Annotated in this window: 21 protein-coding genes; 7 read left to right on the forward strand and 14 right to left on the reverse strand. The window is 65.2% G+C overall.

Annotated elements, in window-relative coordinates; all coding sequences use genetic code 11:
- Positions 1 to 3: 3 nt before the first annotated feature.
- From CAPI_RS07320 to CAPI_RS07330, 3 genes are all read left to right on the forward strand, one after another.
- Complete coding sequence (locus CAPI_RS07320; protein WP_018018001.1) at positions 4 to 804, forward strand: Cof-type HAD-IIB family hydrolase; 801 nt, start codon at positions 4 to 6, stop codon at positions 802 to 804.
- 110 nt (positions 805 to 914) lie between these two features.
- On the forward strand, positions 915 to 1,580 hold the full coding sequence (locus CAPI_RS07325) for a biliverdin-producing heme oxygenase (protein ID WP_018018002.1): 666 nt from the start codon (positions 915 to 917) through the stop codon (positions 1,578 to 1,580).
- On the forward strand, positions 1,577 to 2,149 hold the full coding sequence (locus tag CAPI_RS07330; protein WP_018018003.1) for a DNA-3-methyladenine glycosylase: 573 nt from the start codon (positions 1,577 to 1,579) through the stop codon (positions 2,147 to 2,149). Before CAPI_RS07325 ends, CAPI_RS07330 begins: the two co-directional genes overlap by 4 nt.
- Positions 2,150 to 2,152: 3 nt before the next feature.
- Here CAPI_RS07330 and ppk2 read toward each other — a convergent pair whose 3' ends face one another.
- Positions 2,153 to 2,986 carry a polyphosphate kinase 2 gene (gene ppk2 / locus CAPI_RS07335; RefSeq protein WP_018018004.1) on the reverse strand — a complete coding sequence of 278 codons (834 nt, stop codon included), beginning with the start codon at positions 2,984 to 2,986 and terminating at the stop codon, positions 2,153 to 2,155.
- 63 nt (positions 2,987 to 3,049) lie between these two features.
- Positions 3,050 to 3,373: a putative quinol monooxygenase gene (locus CAPI_RS07340; RefSeq protein WP_018018005.1), complete on the reverse strand. Its 324-nt coding sequence runs from the start codon at positions 3,371 to 3,373 to the stop codon at positions 3,050 to 3,052.
- 66 nt (positions 3,374 to 3,439) lie between these two features.
- Between CAPI_RS07340 and CAPI_RS07345 the strand changes: the two genes are divergently transcribed.
- The 3 genes from CAPI_RS07345 (at position 3,440) to CAPI_RS07355 (ending at position 7,524) form a co-directional block, all read left to right on the forward strand.
- Positions 3,440 to 4,228 carry a LamB/YcsF family protein gene (locus CAPI_RS07345; protein ID WP_051059735.1) on the forward strand — a complete coding sequence of 263 codons (789 nt, stop codon included), beginning with the start codon at positions 3,440 to 3,442 and terminating at the stop codon, positions 4,226 to 4,228.
- A gap of 71 nt (positions 4,229 to 4,299) precedes the next feature.
- Positions 4,300 to 5,778 (forward strand): 5-oxoprolinase subunit B/C family protein, encoded by a 1,479-nt coding sequence (locus tag CAPI_RS07350; RefSeq protein ID WP_245531657.1) that lies wholly within the window; start codon positions 4,300 to 4,302, stop codon positions 5,776 to 5,778.
- Between the two features lie 12 nt (positions 5,779 to 5,790).
- Positions 5,791 to 7,524 (forward strand): acetyl/propionyl/methylcrotonyl-CoA carboxylase subunit alpha, encoded by a 1,734-nt coding sequence (locus CAPI_RS07355; protein WP_018018008.1) that lies wholly within the window; start codon positions 5,791 to 5,793, stop codon positions 7,522 to 7,524.
- Here CAPI_RS07355 and CAPI_RS07360 read toward each other — a convergent pair.
- From CAPI_RS07360 to CAPI_RS07395, 8 genes are all read right to left on the reverse strand, one after another.
- On the reverse strand, positions 7,521 to 8,312 hold the full coding sequence (locus tag CAPI_RS07360; protein WP_018018009.1) for a putative hydro-lyase: 792 nt from the start codon (positions 8,310 to 8,312) through the stop codon (positions 7,521 to 7,523). The genes CAPI_RS07355 and CAPI_RS07360 overlap by 4 nt on opposite strands.
- Before the next feature lie 24 nt (positions 8,313 to 8,336).
- Positions 8,337 to 9,608: an NRAMP family divalent metal transporter gene (locus tag CAPI_RS07365; protein ID WP_018018010.1), complete on the reverse strand. Its 1,272-nt coding sequence runs from the start codon at positions 9,606 to 9,608 to the stop codon at positions 8,337 to 8,339.
- 81 nt (positions 9,609 to 9,689) lie between these two features.
- On the reverse strand, positions 9,690 to 11,495 hold the full coding sequence (locus CAPI_RS07370) for an ABC-F family ATP-binding cassette domain-containing protein (RefSeq protein ID WP_018018011.1): 1,806 nt from the start codon (positions 11,493 to 11,495) through the stop codon (positions 9,690 to 9,692).
- A gap of 35 nt (positions 11,496 to 11,530) precedes the next feature.
- Complete coding sequence (locus CAPI_RS07375) at positions 11,531 to 12,643, reverse strand: exonuclease domain-containing protein (protein WP_018018012.1); 1,113 nt, start codon at positions 12,641 to 12,643, stop codon at positions 11,531 to 11,533.
- 89 nt (positions 12,644 to 12,732) lie between these two features.
- Positions 12,733 to 13,701, reverse strand: coding sequence for a 4-(cytidine 5'-diphospho)-2-C-methyl-D-erythritol kinase (gene ispE, locus CAPI_RS07380; RefSeq protein ID WP_018018013.1), 969 nt, complete (start codon positions 13,699 to 13,701; stop codon positions 12,733 to 12,735).
- Positions 13,698 to 14,543 (reverse strand): 16S rRNA (adenine(1518)-N(6)/adenine(1519)-N(6))-dimethyltransferase RsmA, encoded by an 846-nt coding sequence (gene rsmA, locus CAPI_RS07385; RefSeq protein ID WP_018018014.1) that lies wholly within the window; start codon positions 14,541 to 14,543, stop codon positions 13,698 to 13,700. The genes ispE and rsmA overlap by 4 nt, the downstream gene beginning before the upstream one ends.
- 29 nt (positions 14,544 to 14,572) lie before the next feature.
- Positions 14,573 to 15,727, reverse strand: coding sequence for a resuscitation-promoting factor (locus CAPI_RS07390; protein WP_018018015.1), 1,155 nt, complete (start codon positions 15,725 to 15,727; stop codon positions 14,573 to 14,575).
- A gap of 97 nt (positions 15,728 to 15,824) precedes the next feature.
- The gene (locus CAPI_RS07395) at positions 15,825 to 16,661 is read right to left on the reverse strand and encodes a TatD family hydrolase (RefSeq protein ID WP_018018016.1); all 837 of its coding nucleotides are present in this window, start codon (positions 16,659 to 16,661) and stop codon (positions 15,825 to 15,827) included.
- Between the two features lie 12 nt (positions 16,662 to 16,673).
- Here CAPI_RS07395 and CAPI_RS07400 point away from each other — a divergent pair, with 12 nt between their 5' ends.
- A complete protein-coding gene (locus CAPI_RS07400; protein ID WP_018018017.1) occupies positions 16,674 to 17,069 on the forward strand; it encodes a DUF3806 domain-containing protein in 396 nt (131 codons plus the stop codon).
- On the opposite strand, the gene CAPI_RS07405 is transcribed toward CAPI_RS07400, so the two are convergent.
- Genes CAPI_RS07405 through rsmI form a run of 4 tightly spaced genes read right to left on the reverse strand, consistent with a single transcriptional unit; the run spans position 17,066 to position 22,845 of the window.
- Positions 17,066 to 18,277 (reverse strand): MFS transporter, encoded by a 1,212-nt coding sequence (locus CAPI_RS07405; RefSeq protein ID WP_040356843.1) that lies wholly within the window; start codon positions 18,275 to 18,277, stop codon positions 17,066 to 17,068. The genes CAPI_RS07400 and CAPI_RS07405 overlap by 4 nt on opposite strands.
- Positions 18,259 to 20,118 carry a methionine--tRNA ligase gene (gene metG, locus CAPI_RS07410; protein ID WP_018018019.1) on the reverse strand — a complete coding sequence of 620 codons (1,860 nt, stop codon included), beginning with the start codon at positions 20,116 to 20,118 and terminating at the stop codon, positions 18,259 to 18,261. The genes CAPI_RS07405 and metG overlap by 19 nt, the downstream gene beginning before the upstream one ends.
- A 31-nt stretch (positions 20,119 to 20,149) precedes the next feature.
- The gene (locus tag CAPI_RS07415) at positions 20,150 to 21,916 is read right to left on the reverse strand and encodes a BCCT family transporter (RefSeq protein ID WP_018018020.1); all 1,767 of its coding nucleotides are present in this window, start codon (positions 21,914 to 21,916) and stop codon (positions 20,150 to 20,152) included.
- Positions 21,917 to 21,969: 53 nt separating this feature from the next.
- Positions 21,970 to 22,845: a 16S rRNA (cytidine(1402)-2'-O)-methyltransferase gene (gene rsmI, locus CAPI_RS07420; protein ID WP_040356910.1), complete on the reverse strand. Its 876-nt coding sequence runs from the start codon at positions 22,843 to 22,845 to the stop codon at positions 21,970 to 21,972.
- Between the last annotated feature and the right edge of the window lie 19 nt (positions 22,846 to 22,864).

The following is a 22,864-nucleotide window of genomic DNA, read 5'->3' on the forward strand; positions in this document are numbered from 1 at the left end:
GCTATGACTCAACCCCGGATTGTCGCCATCGACATGGACGGCACCCTCATCGATCCTTCGGGGTCAATTCCTGATGAATTTTGGCCCCTGCTGGATCGCGCCCTCGCCGCCGGAATGATCATCGCCCCCGCCTCTGGCCGCCAGCTCGCAACACTTCAACACATGTTCGAGCGCAACGAACCGGACACTTTCATCGCCGAAAACGGAGCAGTCGTCTGGCACAAGGGGGACATCGTCTCCACCAAACCCATGCCAGACGCCGTTGTGCAGCGCGTCCTCGAGGCCCTGCCCGCCGCACCCTTCCGCGCCACCGCGGTGTTGTGCAAGCCCGAAATCTCGTACACGGAACGCGGGATTTCTCCTGACATCGAGGCCGAGGTGGACAAGTACTACCTGGCCAATGTGCACACCGACTCGCTTCTCGACGAAGCGATTGCCGCGCCCGACGACACCGTCAAAATCGCTCTGTTCATCGAATCAGACGCCGAGCGCGACGCGCTGCCCTGGCTACGGGAGATCGCGCCCGAACTCAACGCCGTCGTCAGCTCCCAGCACTGGCTTGACCTCATGAACCCCGGTGCGCACAAGGGTGCGGCCTTAGAGGCCCTGGCGTCCGCTCTCGGGGTGGACATCTCGCAGACCGCGGCCATCGGGGATTATTTGAACGACTACGAGATGCTCCAAGCCGCGGGCCACGCCGTTGCGATGGGAAACGCCCACCCCTCCCTCAAGGAGATCGCAGACGAGATCGCGCCCACCAATGCCGAGCAGGGGGCGTTGCGGATCATCGGCAGCTGGCTCTAGCGGCGCACGTCGCTGGCAATCCTTGCCTTTCTTCCGGGGTCCACCCTATTGTTGTACGGAGTTCAGCATTTAGGGCACATCAATGTTCACTAATTCACCGGAGGACCCCGATGACAACCGCCGCGAACCCCACCCTCCCCCTTTCCGCAGCTCTTCGCGACGGCACCCGGGAGGCACACGAGTCGGCTGAGAACTCGACGTTCATGTCCGACCTCATCGGCGGGAAGCTTAGCCCGCAGGACGTAGTGAACCTCACCGCTCAATACTGGTTTATCTACACCGCTTTGGAAGACGCGGTCGTGCGCGCAAGCGGTGACGCCGCCGTCGCTGCCATCGCGGACCGGAGGTTAGAGCGGACCGGCGCGCTCGCCCGAGACCTCGAGGCCATGGTCGGGCGGGACTGGTTCGACGAGATCGAAGCAACACCGGCAACCGAGACGTATGTCGACACGCTTAACGCCCTAGACCCGCAGGACACCCCCACCGTGATCGCCCACCACTACGTGCGCTACCTCGGGGACATCGCGGGAGGCCAAGTCGTCGCTCGCTGCCTTTCATCCGAGTACGGGTTTGAGAGCGCCTGCCTCAACTTCTACGACTTCAGCGCAATCGGCAAGATCCCCCCGTTCCGAGCGCGGTACCGCGAGGCGCTCGACAGCGTGGACCTCACCCAGCAGCAACGCGAGGACGTCATCGCCGCCGCCCGGCAGGCCTTCTCGCTCAACCAAAACGTGTTTGCCAGCTTGGAATCCCGAGGGGTTATCGTGGCTGGGTGATTGACTTCGAAGCCCACAGCGACGTCGTCGCCCCGCAACTCCTTGGATGCCTCATCACCCACAACGGCGTGACCATCCGCCTCACCGAAGTTGAGGCTTACCGCGGGGCCGATGACCCGGCGGCGCACACCTACAAAGGCAAAACGGCCCGCAACGCCGCCATGTTCGGCCCACCGGGCAGGCTCTACGTCTACTTCTCCTACGGGATCCACCACAACGGCAACATCGTGTGCGCTCCCGAAGGCGTGGGCGAGGGGTGCCTCATGCGGGGCGGCGAAGTGGTCGAAGGAGTCGAGCTCGCCCGCCAGCGGCGCCAACGACCCGGGCGAGCCGATGTCGAGTTCACCAACCTCGCCCGCGGCCCGGGGAACCTAGGCCAAGCCCTTGGACTGGGCCTCGGAGATAACGGAACACCCGTCATCCTCACCGAACGCACCGCCGAGCCTGAATGGGTACGGGGCCCGCGTGTGGGCATCTCGAAAAACGCGGACGCGCCCCTGCGGTTCTGGATCCCCGGCGACAAGACGGTCTCTACCCCGCGGGGATATCCGAAGCAGAAGTCGTCGTAAAGCTTATTTGCCCTTCTTTTTCTTTCGCTCAAGCTTCGCCGCGACGTCGGGGACGTAGTTGAATTCGTCGCGAGGTGGGCGCTCGTAGGTGCCCGTGCTGGGGCGCTTCGGTATCTTCGGCAGATCCTGCGTGACGTGCTCGTACGGCACCGTGGACAAGAGGTGGGAGATGACGTTGATGCGGGAGCGCTTCTTGTCCTCGCTCTCCACCGTGTACCACGGCGCCGAAGGAATGTCCGTGTGCACGAACATCTCATCTTTCGCCCGCGAGTACTCCTCCCAGCGGGTGATCGACTCTAGGTCCATGGGAGAGAGCTTCCATCGGCGGAGGGGATCGTCCAAACGAGACTGGAAGCGGGCGTACTGCTCCTCGTCCGACACCGAGAACCAGTACTTGCGCAGCATAATGCCGTCCTCGACGAGGAGACGCTCGAAGATGGGTGCCTGGTGCAGGAAACGGCGATACTCCTGCGAGGTGCAAAAGCCCATCACCCGCTCGACGCCGGCGCGGTTGTACCACGAGCGATCGAAGATCACGATTTCCCCCGCCGCGGGGAGGCGTTCGACGTAGCGCTGGAAGTACCACTGTGTGCGCTCCCGCTCGGTGGGGGTCGGCAGGGCCTCGATGCGGCAAGTGCGGGGGTTGAGGTACTGCGTCATCCGCTTGATCGCGGAACCCTTTCCCGCCGCGTCGCGCCCTTCCATCACGATGACCAGGCGGGATCCGGTCTCGACGACCCACTGCTGCATTTCAACGAGCTCAGCCTGAAGGCGGAGCAATTCCTTCTCATACGCCTTCTTAGACAGTTTCTGCGAAGTGCTGGCACGGTCACTCATAGTCTCTACGCTACCTCCCCGCGCCGTGGCCCCCTACTCGTCTACATGCCCGTCTCTGTTCCGCTAGTCGACCTGAAACTCCGCCATCTCGTCCCACTGCGTCGTGCCCTCGATGAGCGTGTTGATGATGCGCGGGGTTGAGGTCAGAATCGTTGGGAAGAATACCTGCGCCGCCTTGAAGTGCGCGGAGTTGACGTGGGCCTCGGCTGCGTCGTCCTTGAATCCCTCCACCAGGATGTACTCCCCCGGATCTTCCTCGCTGCGGTACCAGTCGAAGAAAAGACACCCCTCTTCGGCGCGGGTTGCGCGGGTAAAGTCGTCCACCAATTCGCGGAAGTTCTCCACGTGCTCAGGCAGTGGGGTGAATTTCACATTGATCAAAATCATGATGCCACCTTACAGAGCCGTCCGGGGAGCGCGGTATAAATAAGCGAACAGCGATACGGCTATTCAATGTTTAAAAGGGAAGGCACACGACACGTGAGCACCGCTATTGACCTCAATGCAGATCTCGGGGAGACCACCGCCGGCAACCCCGTCGCCGACGACGGCGCCATGCTGGACATGGTCTCCAGCGCAAACGTCGCGACCGGCTTCCACGCCGGGGACCCGCACTCCATCGCACGCACCCTCTCCGCCGCCGCAGCAGCCGGGGTCACCGTCGGAGCGCACCCCGCCTACAATGACCCAGCCGCGTTCGGTCGCCGCTTCGTCGATTACGCGCCCGCAGATCTTACCGACGAAGTCCTCTACCAGATCGGCGCCCTGGACGCCCTCGCCCGCGCCAACGGAACGCAGGTCTCCTACGTCAAGCCCCACGGCGCTCTCTACAACACCATCGTCCACCACGAGGCGCATGCGCGAGCCGTCGTCGACGGTGTCAAGGCGTTCGGTCGCGATCTGCCGCTGCTCCTCCTCCCCGGCTCCATTGCCGCTGAGATCGCGGAACAAGCTGGCCTGCGCGTCGTGCGCGAGGCCTTCGCCGACCGCGGTTACAACCCCGACGGCACGCTCGTTTCCCGTCGCGAGCCCAACGCCGTCATGCATGACCCCGCCGCCGTAGCTGAGCGGGTGCTCCACGTCGCTGCCACCGGTTCGGTCACAGCGATCGACGGCAGCGAGATTGCCGTCTCTGCGGAGTCCGTGTGCGTCCACGGCGACTCCCCGGGGGCCGTCGAGTTGACCCGCAGCATCGTCGCGCGCCTGGCAGACGAAGGCATCGAGATCCGGAGCTTCCTGTGAGCACCCAGCCGACTATTCATCCGGTCGGGTCGCGGGCGCTCCTCGTCGACCTTCCCGACCTCACCGCCGTGATGGACTGGCACGCCGCCCTGTCCGCCTCACCGCTTGAACACCAAACCGACGTGATCGCCGCAGCGCGCACGGTCCTTGTCACTTTCGACTCGCCCGCCGCAGCCACGGCGGCAGCATCGCAGCTCCGCGACTTTCACCCCGCTACCGCGCGCCGCTCTGATCCGCGCGACATCACAATTGAGGTGCTCTACGACGGCGCGGACCTGGGTGAGCTTGCCTCCTCGCTGGGAAAGAGCCCCGAGGAGCTGATTACGTGGCACACCTCGACGACGTGGGTCGCCGCATTCGGCGGGTTCGCCCCAGGTTTCACCTATTGCGTCCCCGAAGACCCCGCCCAGGCGCTTGACATCCCGCGCCGGGCAACACCGCGCACCGCGGTGCCTGCCGGGGCCGTCGCGCTCGCCGGGGACTTCTCCGCTGTCTACCCCCGCACATCTCCGGGCGGCTGGCAGCTCATCGGCACCACGACCACTCCCATGTGGGACTCGGCTGCGAACCCTCCGGCACTCGTCGCGCCGGGTGACCGGGTGCGGTACGTGGCCGTCGACACGCTGGCAAGCAACGCTGCGCCCAGCCACAGCCACCTCGCCCGGCCGTCGCGCCGCCCTATCTTCACTGTCGACGATCCCGGCCTACAGACGCTCTACCAAGACCTGGGGCGTCAAGGCAACGGGAACCTGGGGGTCACGACGTCGGGTTCGGCCGACCGGGCCTCAGCACGCACCGCGAACGCGGCCGTGGGCAACGACAGGAACGCAACGCTGTTGGAAAACGTGGGGGGACTTACCCTCACCGCCCTCGCGGAGACGGTGGTCTGCGTGACGGGGGCCGCCGCCGACGTCACCGTCGGTGGCCGGCCAATCCTCCTCGCCACACCCACCATCGTGCCCGCGGGCGCGGAACTTGTGGTCTCCGCTCCCCGCACGGGAATGCGCAGCTACATCGCCGTCCGCGGTGGGCTCATCGCCGACACCGAACTTGATTCCGCGGCCACCGACATGCTCTCCGGCCTGGGCCCTGCGCCGCTTCAGGCCGGGGACACGGTGTCCGTCTCCCTCACGCCGCCACAGTCCGCGAACGCCCTGCTGAGCAATCCCCTTCGCGTTTCCCGCGAGGGGGCGGCGACGGTGGGCGTGGTGCGCTGCGTCCTGGGTCCGCGCGACGACTGGTTCTCCGCCGAGGATGTAGAGAGGTTCCTGTCCACCACGTTCACGGTGACCGCCGATTCGAACCGGGTGGGCGTGCGGCTCGAGACCGACACACCCATTGAACGAAGTCGCGCGGGTGAGCTGCCCTCCGAGGGGATGGTGGCCGGCTCCGTGCAGATCCCCCCCTCGGGCCAGCCCGTCGTTTTCCTCCGCGACCACGCCGTTACCGGCGGCTACCCCGTCATCGCGACCGTCATCAACGAAGATGTTGACATCGCCGCCCAGCTCCCGCCGGGCGGGAAAATTCGCTTCGAGCTCTACTCCCGATAAGGACTACTCCCCATGAATCTACAAGCCGTCCTCATTGCCAACCGCGGGGAAATCGCGGTACGCATCGCGCGGACCGCTCGCGACCTCGGTATTCGCTCCATCGCTGTCTACTCAGAACCCGACACCGGTGCCCTTCACACGCAGATCGCCGATGAGGCCTACCTTTTGCCGGGGAAGACCTCCTCTGAGACGTACATGAACATTCCCGCTCTTATCGACGTCGCCCAGCGCGCCGGCGCGGATTGCGTCCACCCGGGGTACGGTTTCCTCTCCGAGAACGCCGATTTCGCCCGCACGGTTCAGGATGCGGGCCTGACGTGGGTCGGCCCCTCGCCCGAGTCGATCGAGTTGCTCGGCGACAAGCTGGCCGCCCGGGCTGTGGCCGTCGAGGCGGGTGCTCCCCTCGCCCCCGGTACATCGGAGCCGCTGCAAACCTGGGAGGAGGCCCGCGACTTCGCCGCCGAGCACGGCATGCCGATTGCTATCAAGGCCGCCTTCGGTGGCGGCGGGCGCGGCCTGAAGGTCGTCTTCGACGAGGCCGACATTGAAGAGGGCTTCGCCTCCGCGGGGCGTGAGGCCCGCGAGGCGTTTGGCCGCGGCGAGTGCTACGTGGAGAAGTTCCTCACCCACCCGCGCCACGTCGAGGCGCAGGTCCTTGCGGATACACACGGCAACGTCGCCGTGCTCGGCACGCGTGACTGTTCCACGCAGCGTCGCTTCCAGAAGCTCATCGAGGAGGCACCCGCTCCGTTCCTCACCGAGGAACAGCGACGCGGAATTGAAGAAGGCGCTCGCGCCATCTGCACCAAGGCCGGGTACGTGTCGGCGGGCACGGTGGAATACATCGTCTCCGAGGACGGCACCGTGTCATTCCTGGAGGTCAACACCCGTGTGCAGGTGGAGCACCCCGTCACCGAGGCGGTGACGGGTGTGGACATCATCGCCGAGCAGTTCCGCATCGCCGACGGTCAGCCACTGTCCTTCGGCGGCAACGACCCAGAGATCAACGGGCACGCCTTTGAATTCCGCATCAACGCCGAAGATGTGACAAACGGCTTCGCCCCTTCGCCGGGAACCATCACCCGCTTCGATGTTCCCACCGGCCCGGCCGTGCGCGTCGACACGGGCGTGCGCACGGGCACAACCATTCCGGCCTACTACGACTCACTCATGGGCAAGCTCATCGTGTGGGGCCCTGACCGCGCCACCGCGATCAGCCGTGCCCAGCGCGCACTGAACGAATTCACCATCGAGGGCGTGCGCTCGGTCCTGCCGTTCCACCGGGACATGATCACCGCGCCGGAGCTGACGGGCGACAGCCTCGACGTGTACACCGACTGGGTGGACCACAACTACTCCCCTTCCGCGAAGCACTACGTCGACGACATCGAGCACATCTACGACGAGCGCACCAGCGTGGTCGTCGAGATCGACGGCAGGCTGCACACGGTGGGCATTCCGGTGTCCCTCCTCAGCGCCGGTTCCGCTGCTCCGGCCCCGGGCACCGCTGACGCGGTGGCGGGGGCCGCGCCGGGCGCCAACGCAGTGACCACGAAATACGAGGCAACGATCGTGGACTGGCTGGTCGCCGACGGCGAGGTCGTGGCGAAGGGTGACGCGCTCGCCACCATAGAAGCGATGAAGATGGAGTCGACCATCAAGGCCCCCCGGAACGGCCACATCTCCCTCGCCGCCGCCCCGGGCGAGCGGGTAAAGGCGAACGCGACGATCGCGACGATCTCCTAAGGCACCTGGTAGAAGCTGTCCCGGACGTCGGTGATGAGCATCTTGCCCGGTGAATGGCAGATGGCCAGGTCGGGTTTTGAGCTCATCACGACCGATTGGGGCGTGACTCCGCACGCCCAAAACACGGGGATGTGTCCGGGCGCGATGTCGACCGCGTCACCGAAGTCGGGGGCCGCGAGGTCGCCGATGCCAATCGCCGCCGGGTCGCCGACATGGACGGGCGCGCCGTGGACCGCGGGGTAGCGTGAGGTGACCCGCACCGCGTCCGCGACCTGCGACGCCGGGATCGGGCGCATGGATACAACCATTTTCCCGCTGAACGTCCCGGCGGGCACACAATCGATGTTTGTCACGTACATCGGGACGTTGCGCCCTTGCTCGATGTGGGCGACGGGGACGTGGGCGTCGATAAGTGCCTGCTCAAACGTAAACGAGCACCCGATGAGGAAGGCCACGGTCGAGGGGGTCCAGTAGGAGGTGGCGTCAGCGACCTCGTCGACGAGCTCGCCGTCGCGGTATACGCGGTAGGCGGGGATGTCCGTGCGAATGTCGCCGCCGCGCACGAGGTCTGAAGTAACGTGCCCCGCCTCGAGCACCCCGAGGATCGGGCAGGGCTTCGGGTTGCGCTGTGCGAAAAGGAGAAAATCGAAGGCGTAGCGCCGGTCGACCGCGATGAGGTTGGCCTGGGCGTAGCCAAGCGAAAAGCCCGCCGTCGTGGCGACGGACGATGTCTTGTCGCGGAACAACGCGCGGGCTTGCGAGGGGCTGTAGCTGCGAGGGAGAACCATCACCCTTGCTTACCACAGGCATCCTTACCAGAGGGCGCTCAATCCGGAGATGGAGCGCCACCCCATAAAGATCGTCACGAGGAGCACGAGCGCGCCGATGATGAGCAACCCAACCGGGTACTTGTAGCCCTGCAGCAGATCTTTGCGACGCCACGCCGCCCACATCACCACCGCGAAACCGATCGGCAAGATCAGGCCGTTGAACGCGCCCGCGAAGATGAGCAGCGTCTGCGGAGCCTGCCCGAGCGCCAGGTACAGGACGGCGCATACGACAACGAAAGCGACCGTCAGCCAGTTGCGGGTGCGCTCGGGCGTGCTCTGGGTGGTGATGAAGGATACCGAGGTGTACGACGCGCCGATGACGGACGACAGCCCGGCGGCCCACAACACGAGGCCGAAGGCGCGCAGACCGAACTCCCCGGCCGCGTGGAAGAAGGCATCCGCGGCGGTGTTGCTCTCAGACAGCGCCACCCCCGTGGACACGACACCCAGCACGGCGAGGAAGAGCAGGACGCGCATAATGCCGATCACAACGATGCCCATGATGGACGAGTTGCTGATCTGCTTGAGGTTGTCCACACCGGCGTTGCCGGAGTCGATGAGACGGTGCACGCCAGCGAAGGTGATGTACCCGCCCACGGTTCCGCCGATCAGCGTGGTGATGACGAGGAAGTCAACCCTCTCCGGCAGCACGGTCTGCTTGAGGGCTTCACCGACCGGGGGCTGGGAGACGATGGCGACGTAGAGCATCAGCAGGATCATGATCGCGCCGAGCGCGACCACAATGCGGTCCAAAGCAACACCCGCGCGCTTGGACAAGAACACGAAAATGGCGATCGCAGCAGAGACGCCTCCGCCGATCCTGGGGTCGATCCCGAACATCGCGTTCGTCCCCAGCCCCGTGCCGGCGATATTGCCAATGTTGAACACAATGCCGCCGAGGAAGACGAGGACCGCCATCACCCAGCCGAGACCCGGCAACACCTTATTACCCAGCTCGTTGGCACGCAGCCCGGAGATCCCGAGGACACGCCACACATTGAGCTGGATCGCGATGTCCACCAGGATGGACAGCAAGATGGCGAAGGCAAACGCGGCGCCCATCTTGACGGTAAAGACGGATGTCTGCGTCAAGAATCCTGGGCCGATGGACGACGTCGCCATGAGGAAGACCGCGCCGACCGCGGGGCCGATCCCGCGCGGAGCTGCCTTTTCGGTCCCGGCGGTTTCAGCGGACTCGACGGTCTCGACGGTCTCGACGGCGTGACTATCGCCCGGGGAGGTGGGAGCACTCAACGTGGCACCCCTTTCAGTATGAGGTTCGTGTGACGTGGGAAATAGTAGAGCACACCTCCCCGATTTCATTTTTCTTGCCCCTTAGTTTTCTAGCTCCTCCCCTATCTCAAGCCATTCGCTCTCCCACCCGTCACGCTCGGCGCGGACTTTTCCCAGCTCACGCGTGCCCTCAGCGATCTTGTCGAAGTCGGGCGACGCCTCCCCCGACCACGCTGCGATAGTGGCCTCCAGCGCCGCCGCCTGCTCGTCCGCCCGCGAGATCCTCCTCTCCAGTGCGTTCATCCTCTTGCGCAACTCGCGCTCTTCCTGCGAGCTCAGGCCTGCCCGCTTCTCGACGCCCCCCTGCTGCCTCTCCCCACCTAAATCCAGCGGGCCCCCGGCGCTCTCCTCGGTCGCCCGCCGCTCGAGGTATTGGTCAATGCCGCCGGGCAGGTTCGTCAGTTTCCCATCTCCGAACAGCGCATAGGTGGAATCGGCGATGCGCTCGATGAGGTACCGGTCGTGCGAGATCACCACCAAGGTGCCGACCCAATTGTCGAGTAGGTCTTCGAGCTCCTGCAGAGTGTCGATGTCCAGATCGTTCGTGGGCTCGTCGAGAAGCAGGATGTTCGGCTCCGACATGAGGACGCGGGTGAGCTGCAAGCGCCTCCGCTCGCCGCCGGAGAGGTCGCCGACCGGCGTGCGCTGCCGCTTCGGCGGGAAGCCGAGCCGCTCCGCGAGCTGGGACGCCGAGACCTCCCGCGCCCCGAGCGTGATGTAGGTGGCGACATCCTCGACCGCGGCGATGACCGTGCGCGCCGGGTCGAGGTCGTCGAGTTCCTGGCGCAGCCAACCGATGCGCGCCGTGCGCCCCTCGACGCGCCTACCCGCAGCCAGCGGGTAGTCTCCCGCCAGCGCTCGCAGGAGGGTAGTTTTCCCGGACCCGTTGACGCCTACTAGGCCGATCCGCTCTCCGGGGGCGAGGCGCCAGGTGAGGTGGTCGACCAGGGTTCGCCCGTCGGACGCATCAATGCGCGCATCCTCGAGCTCGATGACCACCTTGCCCTGCCGCTGGCGGGAAAACGCCATGAGCTCCACCTTGTCCCGCGGGGCGGGGACGTTGGAGATGAGGGCCTCCGCCGCCTCGATGCGGTAGCGAGGTTTCGAGGTGCGCGCGGGGGCTCCGCGACGCAACCACGCGAGTTCTTTCCTGGCGAGGTTCGCTCTCCGCTGCTCCACCGCGTCCGCCTGCCGGGCGCGCTCGGCGCGTGCGAACGTCCAGTCGTTGTACCCACCCTCGTAGACGTCGACGGCACCGTCGTGGACCTCCCACGTCAGCGACGCCACAGTATCGAGGAACCAACGGTCGTGCGTGACCACGACAACCGCGACCTTGCGCCCGAGGAGGTGGCTGGCAAGCCACTGCACGCCCTCGACGTCGAGGTGGTTGGTGGGCTCGTCGAGGACGACTAGGTCAAGGTCCTGCACCAAGGCGGCGGCGAGGGTCACCCGGCGTCGCTCCCCTCCCGACAGGTGCCCAACCGGGGTGTCCAAGCCCAAGGCGGCGACGCCGGTGCCTTGCAGGACCTCGCGGACCTTGGCGTTCGACGCCCACTCGTACGTCTGCAACCCCAGCGGTTCAACGACCGCCTGCCCCACCGTGAGGTGCTCCGCAAGGGTGAAGCGCTGTGTCACCACCGCCATGCGCAGGCCCGAGTTGTGTGACACCCGCCCGGAGTCGGGTGACTCTACCCCCGTGAGGACCTCGAGCAGGGTCGTTTTGCCGCCCCCGTTGACGCCAACGATGCCGATCCTGTCGCCGGTTTGCACCCCCAACGACACCCCGTCGAGCAGCCGTTTTAAACCCCATGCCTTGGAGACATTCTCAAGATTGATCAAATTCGCCATAGGGGCGCCATTCTATTCGCACCCGAGCTTGGCCCCTACCCCAGCAAGCGGTTGAGGGAGGGGGTGCGCTGGAACATTGACACGATATGGGCGCAGGCGAGGGCATCGGAATCCGCGGTGTGATGCACGAGGCGAAAGGCCGGGGCGCAATAGGCGGTGACGGTGGGCAACGTGTGGTTAGGCAGGTGGGGCAGCAACCGTCGAGCTGTCCTGCACGTGCAATAAAACTCGCGGGGGAAGGTTCCGGTGAAGAAGTGGGCGTCAAGCGCTCGCCACACCCTCGCGTCAAAGGAGGCGTTGTGTGCATAGACGGGAAGGTCGGCAACGAATTCGTGCACGTGGTCTGCGATGTCGTACCAGGTGGGGGCTGCGGCAACGTCGGCAAATTCAATCCCGTGTATATCGGTGAACTCGAACCGGCTGTACTCTTCGGGCGGGCGGAGGTACGTCACCAGCGAATCCACCACGGAACCGCTCTTCACCTTAATCAACGCGACCTGGCACGCAGAGGCCTGGCTTACCCTGTTCGCCGTTTCGAAATCAACGGCGACGAATTCATCGCGGTTTAACGCCTCGCGGGTGGGTATGTACACCGCAGCTCGCTGGCGCGGCCGCGTGGCGGCGGCGCGGGAGCGGCCGGTCAGGTCCCCCCGCGCCACCTGGCCTGATTTTTTCAGCGCCTTTTCTTCTGCCAGCTTGACACGCCACAGCGCCCGGTGGGGGCTCGGGTCGAGTCCCTCGGCGCGGGCGACGAGCTCCCGGGCTTTGGCAAGACGCTTTTCCAAGTTCACCCGCACGTCAGCGCGCGGGGCGGGAATGCGCAGGTCCAGCCACGATTCGATCGTGCGCGCCTCATCTGCAAAACGCCCGAGCTTGTGCTGGAGCAGGGCGACCTCGGCGACGTAGACCTCCATCGCGCTTCCGGGATCGCGCAGCGCCGCCTCTCGCATGGCCGCCATGCACCCCTGGGCGACCCGGAGAGCCTCCTCATCGGCGTGAGAGCGCTTAAACTGCCCCACCCGAGCGAGCTGTTCGTAAATCGGCCTGCCCTCGAACGTGGGCGCAGACCACCCCGGGTCTTCGACGGCGGGTTCACGTTTTTCGGGGATGCCCCCGAGTCGGTTACGGTGTGCATCGACAAGCGACATGGCGCTTCATTCCTTCCTCGTTTAAGGCTCTCACCCTACGCGGTAGGCGAGACTCCGCTGCCGAGCGAATTCACACACGTGTTCGCAGACTACAGGAGCGCCGCGCCCTCGGCCGGTCCGCACGCCGTGAGAACCTCGAATGTGGGAAAGCGCGCACGCAGCCTCTCGGCTAGGCTCTGGGCACCACTTTCGCCCGCACGCAAGACCGCCACCGTCGGCCCAGAACCAGACACGATCGCTCGGGCGCCCGCCTCGGCCACCGCCGCGAACACCTCGCGGATCTCGGGGCGCATCGCTAGCGCCACCGGCTCAAGGTCGTTGTGCAGTGCCCTCCCCAACGCCTCGAGATCATCCGACTGCAAGGCCGTTTCAACATCTCGCGAGTCCAGGTGGGGCTCGTTTCCGGCACCCGCGCCGCGAAGTTCGTCGAGGCGGGCGAAAACCTCGCCCGTCGACAGCGGCACCCGCGGGTTAACCAACACCCACCACGCGTCACCCGCGGTGGGCACGGAAACAAGCTCGTCACCGCGCCCGGCGCCCACGGCCGTGCCGCCAAGGAGACAAAATGGGACATCCGCCCCGAGGCGTGCCGCAAGCTCGAACAGCACGTCCCTGCCGAGCTTCTCTCCGCCCGCGTGTGCGATGAGCGCATTTGCAGCAACGAGCGCAGCCGCCGCGTCCGCCGACCCGCCAGCCATACCACCGGCCACAAAAACGGACTTGTCTACGGCCAGCCGGACCTGCGGCAACACGATGTCTGGGTCGACCCGCCGCGCTCTGTCGACCACGGCGTCCACCGCGCGCCAGGCTAGATTCGAGGGGCGATCGATGTCTTCCGCAGGGGCGGCAACGTGAAAACGCGTGGTCATGCCCCTGACAATTGAACCCCTCCGGGCGACGGGCGCCTGGCTATCCACCGCGATGTGCACGACCTCGCGACGCTCCACCGCCTGAAACACGGTGAGCAGGTCGTGATAACCGCTTTCCTGCAGGGCTCCCACACCGAGGTGCAGGTTGACCTTCCCCGGAGCGCTCGCCGCAAACTCGACGGGGCTCACCGAGCCCCGCTCAAACGCACGAAATCGTCCACGGAGAGGGCCTCACCCCGCAAACCGGGGTCGATCCCGGCCGTCGTCAGGGCTGTCTCCGCCGCGGCCGGTGACCCAAAAACCCCCGCCAAAGCAGTGCGCAGGGTCTTGCGGCGTTGCGCGAAGGCGGCATCGATAAGCGGGAAAGTCTTGGCCGCCAGCGCGCGCGGGAAGCGCCCGGTGACATCGATGCGCACGAGACCACTCTCGACGTTGGGGGCGGGCCAAAACACGTTCTTGCCCACCACCCCGGCGCGCGTCACGTTCCCGTAGAACGACGCCTTGACACTCGGCACGCCGTACACCTTCGACCCGGGCCGCGCGGCCAGCCGGTCCGCGACCTCTTTCTGCACCATCACAAGCACTCGGCTTATCGACGGAAACTCCGCGAGCAGATGAAGAAGGACCGGCACCGAAACGTTGTATGGAAGGTTAGCGACGAGCGCGTCCGGCTCTTCCTGCACGTCCGCACGCTGGACGCGGAGAGCGTCTGTGGTGACCACGGACAGGCGGTCGGCAAGCTCCGGGGCGCGCTGCGCAACGGTGCGTGGCAACCGCTGGGCGAGTCGGCCATCGATCTCAAGCGCGGTGACGTGCCGCGACCCTTCGAGCAGCCCAATCGTCAGCGACCCCAAGCCCGGCCCGACCTCGACGACGGAACTAGTGGGTGCAAGCTCTGCCGCCGCGACGATGCGCCGCACCGTATTGGGATCGTGGACAAAGTTTTGGCCCAGCTTTTTTGTCGGCGTGACACCGAGCTCCGCGGCGAGCTTCCGGATGTCGGCCGGGCCCAAAAGGTGGGCGTGGTTCATCGGTAGGTCATCCGAAGGTCAACCGGTTACTAGCGCAGACCGAGCTTGGCGGTGCAGGCAGGCCATGCTCCCCAGCCTTGGGCGGCCTGCGTCTTTTCCGCAATGGCGATCTGTTGCTCGCGGGTCGCCTTATCCGCCGTCGGCGCGTACGCCGTACCACCGTAGGCAGCCCAGGTGGCCTCGTTGAATTGGAGGCCACCCTGGTAGCCGTTGCCGGTGTTAATGGACCAGTTTCCACCGGATTCGCATGCGGCAATGGAATCCCACACAGAGCCGGACGCCACCGCGGCCGCCGAACTCGTCGAGGCGATCGAGGCGGTCGAGGCCGTTTTCGTCCCGCGGGCAATCGTGGCCGGGGTCGCCGCGCGAGTCTCTGTTTCAGATACCACGTTGTGGGATTGCACCTTGCCGTTGACCACCGTCGTCCGGTGCACGACCTTCTTCTCCCCCGGGGTTCCCGGCTTGCGCACCTCTTCCGTGCCTGAGGCGAGGTTCGCGTCATCTACATAGGTGGCGGGGGCGTCGAACGCGACCGTTTCGCTCCGCTCGCTCGTCTCAACGCGGTCGATGCGGATATCCATGTTCTCCTCAACCGGCGCGGAAAGTGGCACACTGACGCGGTCATTGGAGTCAACGGCGATACCTCGTGAGCTAAGCAGCTCGCCCACGGTCTTTTTCGCGGCGGAGGTATAAATGACGTTTCCTGCGTCGTCGATGGAGACGATTTTCGGGGTTGTCACGTCGAGCGTCATACCGTCGGTCAGGGGCTGATCCGCGCTGGCATCCGTCGCAGCCGCTGGGGTCACACCGGCCTCCCCGATGAGGTCGCCCACGGTGACTGCGGTGGACGTGAGCTGCCGCTCAGCACCGTCGACAACGAGCGCAACGGTCTTGGCCGTCCGCACGGTCACGACGTCGCCGCTTGCGAGCTGTGCGCTGGGGGCCGGATAGACCAGATCCTGCGTCCCCACGTCGACGCCGGCGGCGCTCAGCGCCCCCTCAACATTGCCCGCGAAGGTACGAACAGTGGTTTCCTGCCCATTGACGTCCACCGTCACCTCTTTCGACGCCGCGGCAGCGGTGGCCGCGGTGGCCGCGGCGCCGACGATGACTGCACCCGCGACACCGCTTGCGACGATGCGCTTGGTGGAGGTGGTCGTCTTGTTAATGCGTTGTGCAGACATGCAGCTCGGCCCTCGATAAGTCTCGGTTACATCACGAATGCCATAACAATACGATAACAACGCCTCCTACGCCAATAGCACGCCGGCTCGTGCGCCTTTACACCGCATACGTCCTGCGGAACGTCTCTCCAACTTCCGCAGCTAGAGCCTCCGGCTCCATCCCTCGAGTGGCCGCAACGACTCGCGCCGTGTGCCCAATGAGCGACGGTTCATTGCGCGCGCCGCGGAAAGGCTCGGGCGCCATGTAGGGAGCGTCCGTTTCAATGAGCAGCTGCCCGGGGGGCGTCTCGCCGGCGATCTCGCGCAGCTCGGTGTTGGGCTTGAACGTCACATTGCCCGCAAAACTGAGGACGTAACCGCGCTCTATCGCCTCACGCGCCACCTCGCGCGGCGAGGAGAAACAGTGGAGGATGACTTCGCGCGGGCGGGGGGCGTCGCCAAGAATGCGTATGACGTGCGCGTCCGCCTCGCGGTTGTGGATCATGAGTGCCTTTCCCGTCGCGACAGCGAGCTGAATGTGCCACCGAAACACCTCCTCCTGCACATCAAGGGGGGCGGTCCCGCTCGGGTCATGCGCAATCCAGTAGGAATCCATCCCCGTCTCCCCCACCGCGACGCATCGGGGGTCGGCCACCATCTGCGTCAGCCGCTCCCGCGTCGCGTCGTCGGCCTCACCCGCCCGGACAGGGTGTATCGCGCAGGCGGCGAAAACTGCCTCGCTGTAGTGCGCGGCTTCAAGGGCGCGTTCTGCCTCGTCGAGACCGTCGCCGACCGTGCAGATCCGCTCTACCCCGGCGCGCGCCGCCCGTTCCACCATTGCCTGGACCTCTGCCTCGTCGACGGCACCGGTAGAAGCCAGGTGCGTGTGGGCGTCGACAAGTCCGGGGATTTTTGCTGCGGGCTCTGGCGTCGGGCGGGGCTTCTTCTTGCTCATACGATAGAGCCTATGGCATTTAGCGACATCGACCCGCAGACCCGCACACAAATAGACCGCGACCTCGCCGAGGCAGCTGGGCGCGGGATTGGCGGCACCCCCCGCGACGTGGCGGAGACCTTTGAATCCACCCTGGCGGACTATTTATCGCTCGACCCTGACCTCCAGCGCACGTTCCCGCGTGGCGAGACGGCCCGGATGTACGGGACAGCGCTGGGAGAGGCCTTCGTCCGCGAGCACGGGTACTCGTGGGCCTATCTTGACGACGACTACGGCACCGACCTGGTTGTCAACCGGGGAGACTCGTACACCGCTCCCCTCGTCGTCGTTAGCGCCCGCTTCGACGACGACGCCCCCGGCAAGCTGACCACCTTCGTCGATCGTTTCCTAGACGCACACCCCGCCTAGCGGCGCAACTCGTCCTCAATAAACACAGGCCGCGCCGCGACGACCCCAAGCGCGCCCATGATCAGGGCGAGGACAATGAGCACCAGCAGGATGGGGCGGAAAGAACCAACCGCGCCGTACGCGAGGCCCACCGCAAACGGCCCAGCCGCCGCGAGGACGTAACCCACAGGCTGCACAAAGCCGGCAAGGCGCGCGGTGACTAGCGCCGAACGTGTCCGCGCCGGGATAAGGGAGATGGCAAGCGGGAAACACCAGCCGCCGAAGCCGAGGACGACGCACCAAAACAGAGGAGCAGACGCGGGGGCGAGCAGCACCCCGGTGTACCCCGCCGCGGTCAGTAGCCCGAACGCGATGACCAACGGGCTCAAGGTGCGCGCCCGCGAGATGACCGTTGGAAGAATCAGCCCGCCGCCAGCGCCGATCAAACCGATAATGGACAGCCCGATCGCTGCGTCGGAGCTCGACGCCCCCGCCTGGGTCAGCATCGCGGGCAGCCAGCCCATTTGTATGTATGCGTTCATCGACTGCAAGCCGAAGAAGAACATGAGGGCCACAACGGTGCGCGAGCGGTAGATTTTGCCTTCAGCCCCGCCGGAGGGGTCGTCCCCGTCAGCGGACCCCTCTGGCGCCGGCGCGTCGCGGCCGACACGCGCCCAGACAAGAAGCCACACGGCGAGCTGCGCCACGGCGGTGGCTCCCCATAAGCCCAGCGTCGCCTGCCAGGTGTCCGTCACGAGAGCACTGAGCGGCCCGACGGCCGCCGACAGCGACAGCGTGACGGAGTACACGGTTGTGAGCGCAACGATCTGCTTCCCGCCGTACTGCTTAATCCACGCGGGGAGCAACACGTTTGCCAGCGCGATCCCCGCGGCAACGGCGAGGGTAGCGAGGATAAACAGTGACAACCCCGGCGCGAATGGACGCAGGACGAGCCCGACAGTTATCGCCAAACCCGCGGCAACGAGGGCCGGGGTGAAACCCACCTGCCGCGCGAGAGGCACCGCGCTGACACCGAAGATGAAGAAGCACAGACCGGGCAGCGAGGTGATCACCCCGCCTATCGACGCCGGCGCACCGTAGAAAGCGATGACCTGGTCGAGGACCGGCCCGACTGATGCAACACCCGCCCGCAAATTGATCGCCGCGGAGACGACCGCAGCGAAAAGTAGCGTGATTGGAAGCGCCCGCACTACTGCACCGGTGCCCATTCAGGGCCCGTCACGCCTAGCTCGGGGTCGAGCTTTGCAATCAACGGCTTCGGCTTGCTCAGCGGAGTGCCCGGCTTGACGTCCACCCGGGCCCACGTCGCCTGCTGGCCCCGGTAGTCACCCGTGATGGTGCGGTACGTCCGGCCGCGTTCGGGCAAACCGACACCGACCAGCTCGAGGGGAGTGTCGTCGACAACTTCCTCAATGCGGGGAGCAGCCGCCCATTCCCCTCTCCTGCCGAGCGTCTCGTGGACCTGCTGGGCAATGTGCGGCAGGAAGGGGGTGAGCATGGCGTTGCAGTCGGATACGACTTGCAGGGCCGTCCACAGCACGGTGGCTAGGCGCTCCCGCTGGGTGTCGTCTTTTGCCAACTTCCACGGTTCTTGCTCGGCGATGTACGCGTTCGCTTCACCCACAACGTGCATAATCTGCGTGATCGCCGACTTGAACCTGGCGCGGGAAAGATCCTCCCCCGCCGAGTCGAAGGTGCGGCTGGCAAGGTCCAGGATCGCGGAATCCGCTTCGCTCAACTCACTTGGCGACGGAACCTGGCCAAAGTTTTTGTGCGCCATAGACACCGTCCGGTTCACCAGGTTGCCCCAGCCGTTGGCCAGTTCGTTGTTGACCCGTCGTACGAACTCGTCCCACGTGAAGTCGGTGTCGTTGTTCTCCGGCCCTGCCACCGCGATGAAGTAGCGCAGCGGGTCCGGGCCAAATTCTGCCAAGAAGTCCTTAACGTAAATCACCACCCCCTTGGAGGAAGAGAACTTGGACCCGGACATCGTGAGGAACTCCGAGGACACGACCTCAGTGGGCAGGTTGAGCTGGCCAAGGGCGTGCGTGGCGCCGCCCTTGTCCCCTCGTCCGGCGTAGCCGAGAAGCTCCGCGGGCCAGATTTGAGAGTGGAACGTGATGTTGTCCTTGCCCATGAAGTAGTAACCGCGAGTGTCGGGGTCCTGCCAGAAATCCTTCCATGCCTCCGGGTTGCCCGAACGGGTCGCCCATTCGATGGAGGCGGAGAGGTAACCCACCACCGCGTCGAACCACACATACAGTTTCTTTGATGCGTCGTCCTCCCAGCCTTCGACGGGCACGGGAATGCCCCAGTCGATGTCGCGGGTCATGGCCCGCGGGCGCATGTCCTCTAGGAGGTTAAGAGAGAACTTCAGCACGTTCGGGCGCCAATCCTCGCGGGTTTCTAGCCACGCCTTCAGGGCGTCGTGAAGCGCGGGCAAATCGAGCATAAAGTGCTCGGTCTCGACGAATTGTGGCGTCTCACCGTTGATCTTAGACACCGGGCAGATGAGGTCGGCCGGGTCCAGCTGGTTGCCGCAGGTATCACACTGGTCCCCGCGCGCGTCGGTGGCCCCGCAAATGGGACAGGTTCCTTCGATGTACCGGTCCGGAAGCGTGCGCCCCGTCGACGGGGAGATCGCACCCTTCGTTGTCTCCTTCACCATGTACCCATTTGCGTACAAGCCCCTGAACAGCTCTTGCACGACCGCGTAGTGGTTCCGTGTGGTCGTACGGGTAAACAGGTCGTAGGACAGGCCAAGACCGGCTAAGTCGTCCACGATCTGGGCGTTGTAACGGTCGGCGAGCTCCCCCACGCCCACGCCCTCCTTGTCGGCTTGGACGAGAAGGGGGGTGCCGTGTTCGTCCGTTCCCGAGACCATGAGGACGTTATTGCCGGCCATGCGCTGGTAGCGCGCAAAGACGTCGGAGGGTACGCCAAAACCGGCGACGTGTCCGATGTGGCGCGGGCCGTTCGCGTAGGGCCACGCAACGCACACCAAGATGTTGCGCACAGAAGAAGCGGAAGAGTCTGTCTCGGAAATCATGGAACCAGCATAAATGACCGGCCCATACCCGCTAGTCGACGCCCTGCCGCCGCCCGCGCGACGTCACGAGACCCTTCTTTTGTTTCGTGCGGCGGTCCGTCTTGCGCTGCTCCCGGTGGATGCGGCGTTCGATGGCGAGCTGCCGGGCGAATCGCTCCTGCTCCTTCTTGTCCAGGTAGATCGTGTCGTTGGACATGTCTTTCACGATCGCGAACATGAGGGCGATGAGGATGAGAAGGAAGGGCGTGGCGGCCACGATGGTGACCGACTGAAGGGCGCTCAGGGCGTCTTCCCCGCCGGCGATCAGCAATGTGAGACCCACCCCGGCTGTGGCTAGCCCCCACACGCCCGAAAGCCACGGTTTAGCGTCGGACTTCCCGTTTTGAGACAGGGACGCCATCACCGTCGAGGCGGAGTCCGCCGAGGTGATAAAGAACGTAGCGAGGAGAACCATCGCGCAGATTCCGGCGATGTAACCGCCTGGGAGCGAATGGAGGAGCCCAAAGAGCTGTTCCTCCGCCACCCCGGAGCCGTAGATGGAGTGGCCGTCCTGTTCCGCTTTGATCGCGCTGCCACCGAAAATGACAAACCATACCGTCGAAAGCAGCGAGGGGACCAAGAGCACTCCCAGGCAAAACTCCCGGATCGTGCGCCCGCGGGAAATACGGGCAAGGAAGGTACCGACGAACGGTGACCAAGAGATCCACCACGCCCAGTAGAAAATGGTCCACGAGGATAAGAACCCGCCTGCGGTGCCATCGGCGCTAGACGCCGTGCGACCGGCGATGTAGAAGAACTGATCCAGGTAAGAACCAATCGCGGTGGGCAGCAAGTTTAACAGGCTCACTGTTGGCCCTACCGCGAAAACGAACACCGCGAGTACCGCAGCGATGACCATGTTTACGTTGGACAGGATCCGGATGCCTGTACCCACCCCGGACATCGCGGAGAGCAGAAAAGCCAGGGTGAGCACCGCGACGATACTGACCGTAAGCTGCGTGGACGGGCTTTCAACCAAGCCGGAGGCCCGCAGACCAGAGGTGATCTGCAGGGCTCCGAGGCCCAGCGAACAGGCGGTGCCGAAGATCGTGGCGAAGATTGCTAGGCCGTCAATAGCCTTGCCCACGGGGCCAGCCACTCGCTTCTCCCCAATTAGCGGGACAAACGCGCTGGACAGCAGTTGCTTACGCCCCAGCCGAAACGTCGAGTAAGCGATGGCGAGGCCCAGGATGGCATAAATCGCCCAGGGGTGGAGGGTCCAATGGAACATTGTCTGCGCCATGGAGGTTCCCACCTCGTGGCTGGGGCGGCCAGGGACTCCTTCGCGATACATCGCCAGCGGCTCCGAGGCACCGTAAAACATCAGGCCGATTCCCATCCCCGCAGCAAACATCATGGAGATCCACGACGTGGTCTTGAATTCGGGCCGTTCGTCGGGCCCGCCCAACCTGATGCTGCCGAAGCTGGAGAACGCGATGAACAGGACGAAGAAGACAAACACTGTGCCAAACAACACGAAGGCCCAGCCGAGATTGTCGATTACCCAGCTAAATGACGTGTCGGCGAACGAGGAAAAACTGCCCGCGCCGGCTAATCCCCACGTCACCAGGGCGACGATGATCCCCGCGAGCGGGATGATGATGGCCCAGTCGACGGGAGCGTTTTCGTCCTCCGCCGCGAGAGGCTCGGGTGTTTCCGCGCCCGAGTAGTTCGCGAGGGTGCCGGTTCGGTCGGCGTGCAACAGGGAGGCAAGCTCGCTGGTCGCGGTTTGCTCGCCCGGGGGCGTGGATTCGGCCATAAAATCGACTCTCCTTCAAGAGCTTTCGGGGAAAATGGCTGCCAATTCGCAGGCTAACGCACTCTGTTTCGGGCGGCCAACGCCGCCTCGTAGAGCTCACCCGCTTTTATGCCGTTGGCGCGGGCGAGTTCTTTCGCGGCGTCTTTCAACCTCTCTCCCGCCTCTTCCCGCTGGAGCACCTGCCCGACCACGGTAGCCACGTCTTCTGCGCCCGGGTTAGCATCCGCCGCGCCCTCGATCACCACAGTGACTTCCCCCCGCAATCCGTCGGCGGCCCACTGTGCTAATTCTCCTAAGGGGGCGCGTTTGACCTCCTCAAACGCTTTCGTCAGCTCGCGGCACACCGCCGCCCGGCGCGCGGACCCGAGGATCGCGGCGGCATCGGCAAGCGTTGTGCCCACGCGGTGCGGGGAGTCGAAGAAGCACACCGCTCTCGTCTCCCCGCGCAGGGACTCCAGCCATTGTCTGCGCGCGCCTTGCTTGCGCGGAGCGAAACCGTCGAAAATGAACCGGCCCACGTTTAACCCGCTGAGCGCCAGCGCCGTTGTCACCGCGGAGGGCCCCGGAACGCACGTAACGGGCACACCTGCGTCATGGGCCGCTGCGACAAGCGCATGGCCTGGGTCCGACACGAGGGGCATTCCTGCATCGGACACCACGAGCACGGTCCCAGAACGAGCGGCGTCAATGAGTTCAGCAGCTCGGCCCCGCTCATTGTGGTCGAAGTTGGACACAACCCGCCCGCGAAGCGTCACGCCGAGCGCTGTCGCGAGGGAGCGGACCCGGCGCGTGTCCTCCGCGGCGATGACGTCGGCGGTGGAAAGGGCGTCGATAAGGCGGGGCGAGGCATCGGCCAGGTTGCCCAGCGGGGTCGCAGCAACGACGATGCCGTTCGGGCTCGTGTGACTGGGGTGAGAGGTCTCGCTCATGCGTCCCAGCATGGCACAC

The organism is Corynebacterium capitovis DSM 44611 (assembly GCF_030440535.1).
Lineage (GTDB): Bacteria > Actinomycetota > Actinomycetes > Mycobacteriales > Mycobacteriaceae > Corynebacterium > Corynebacterium capitovis.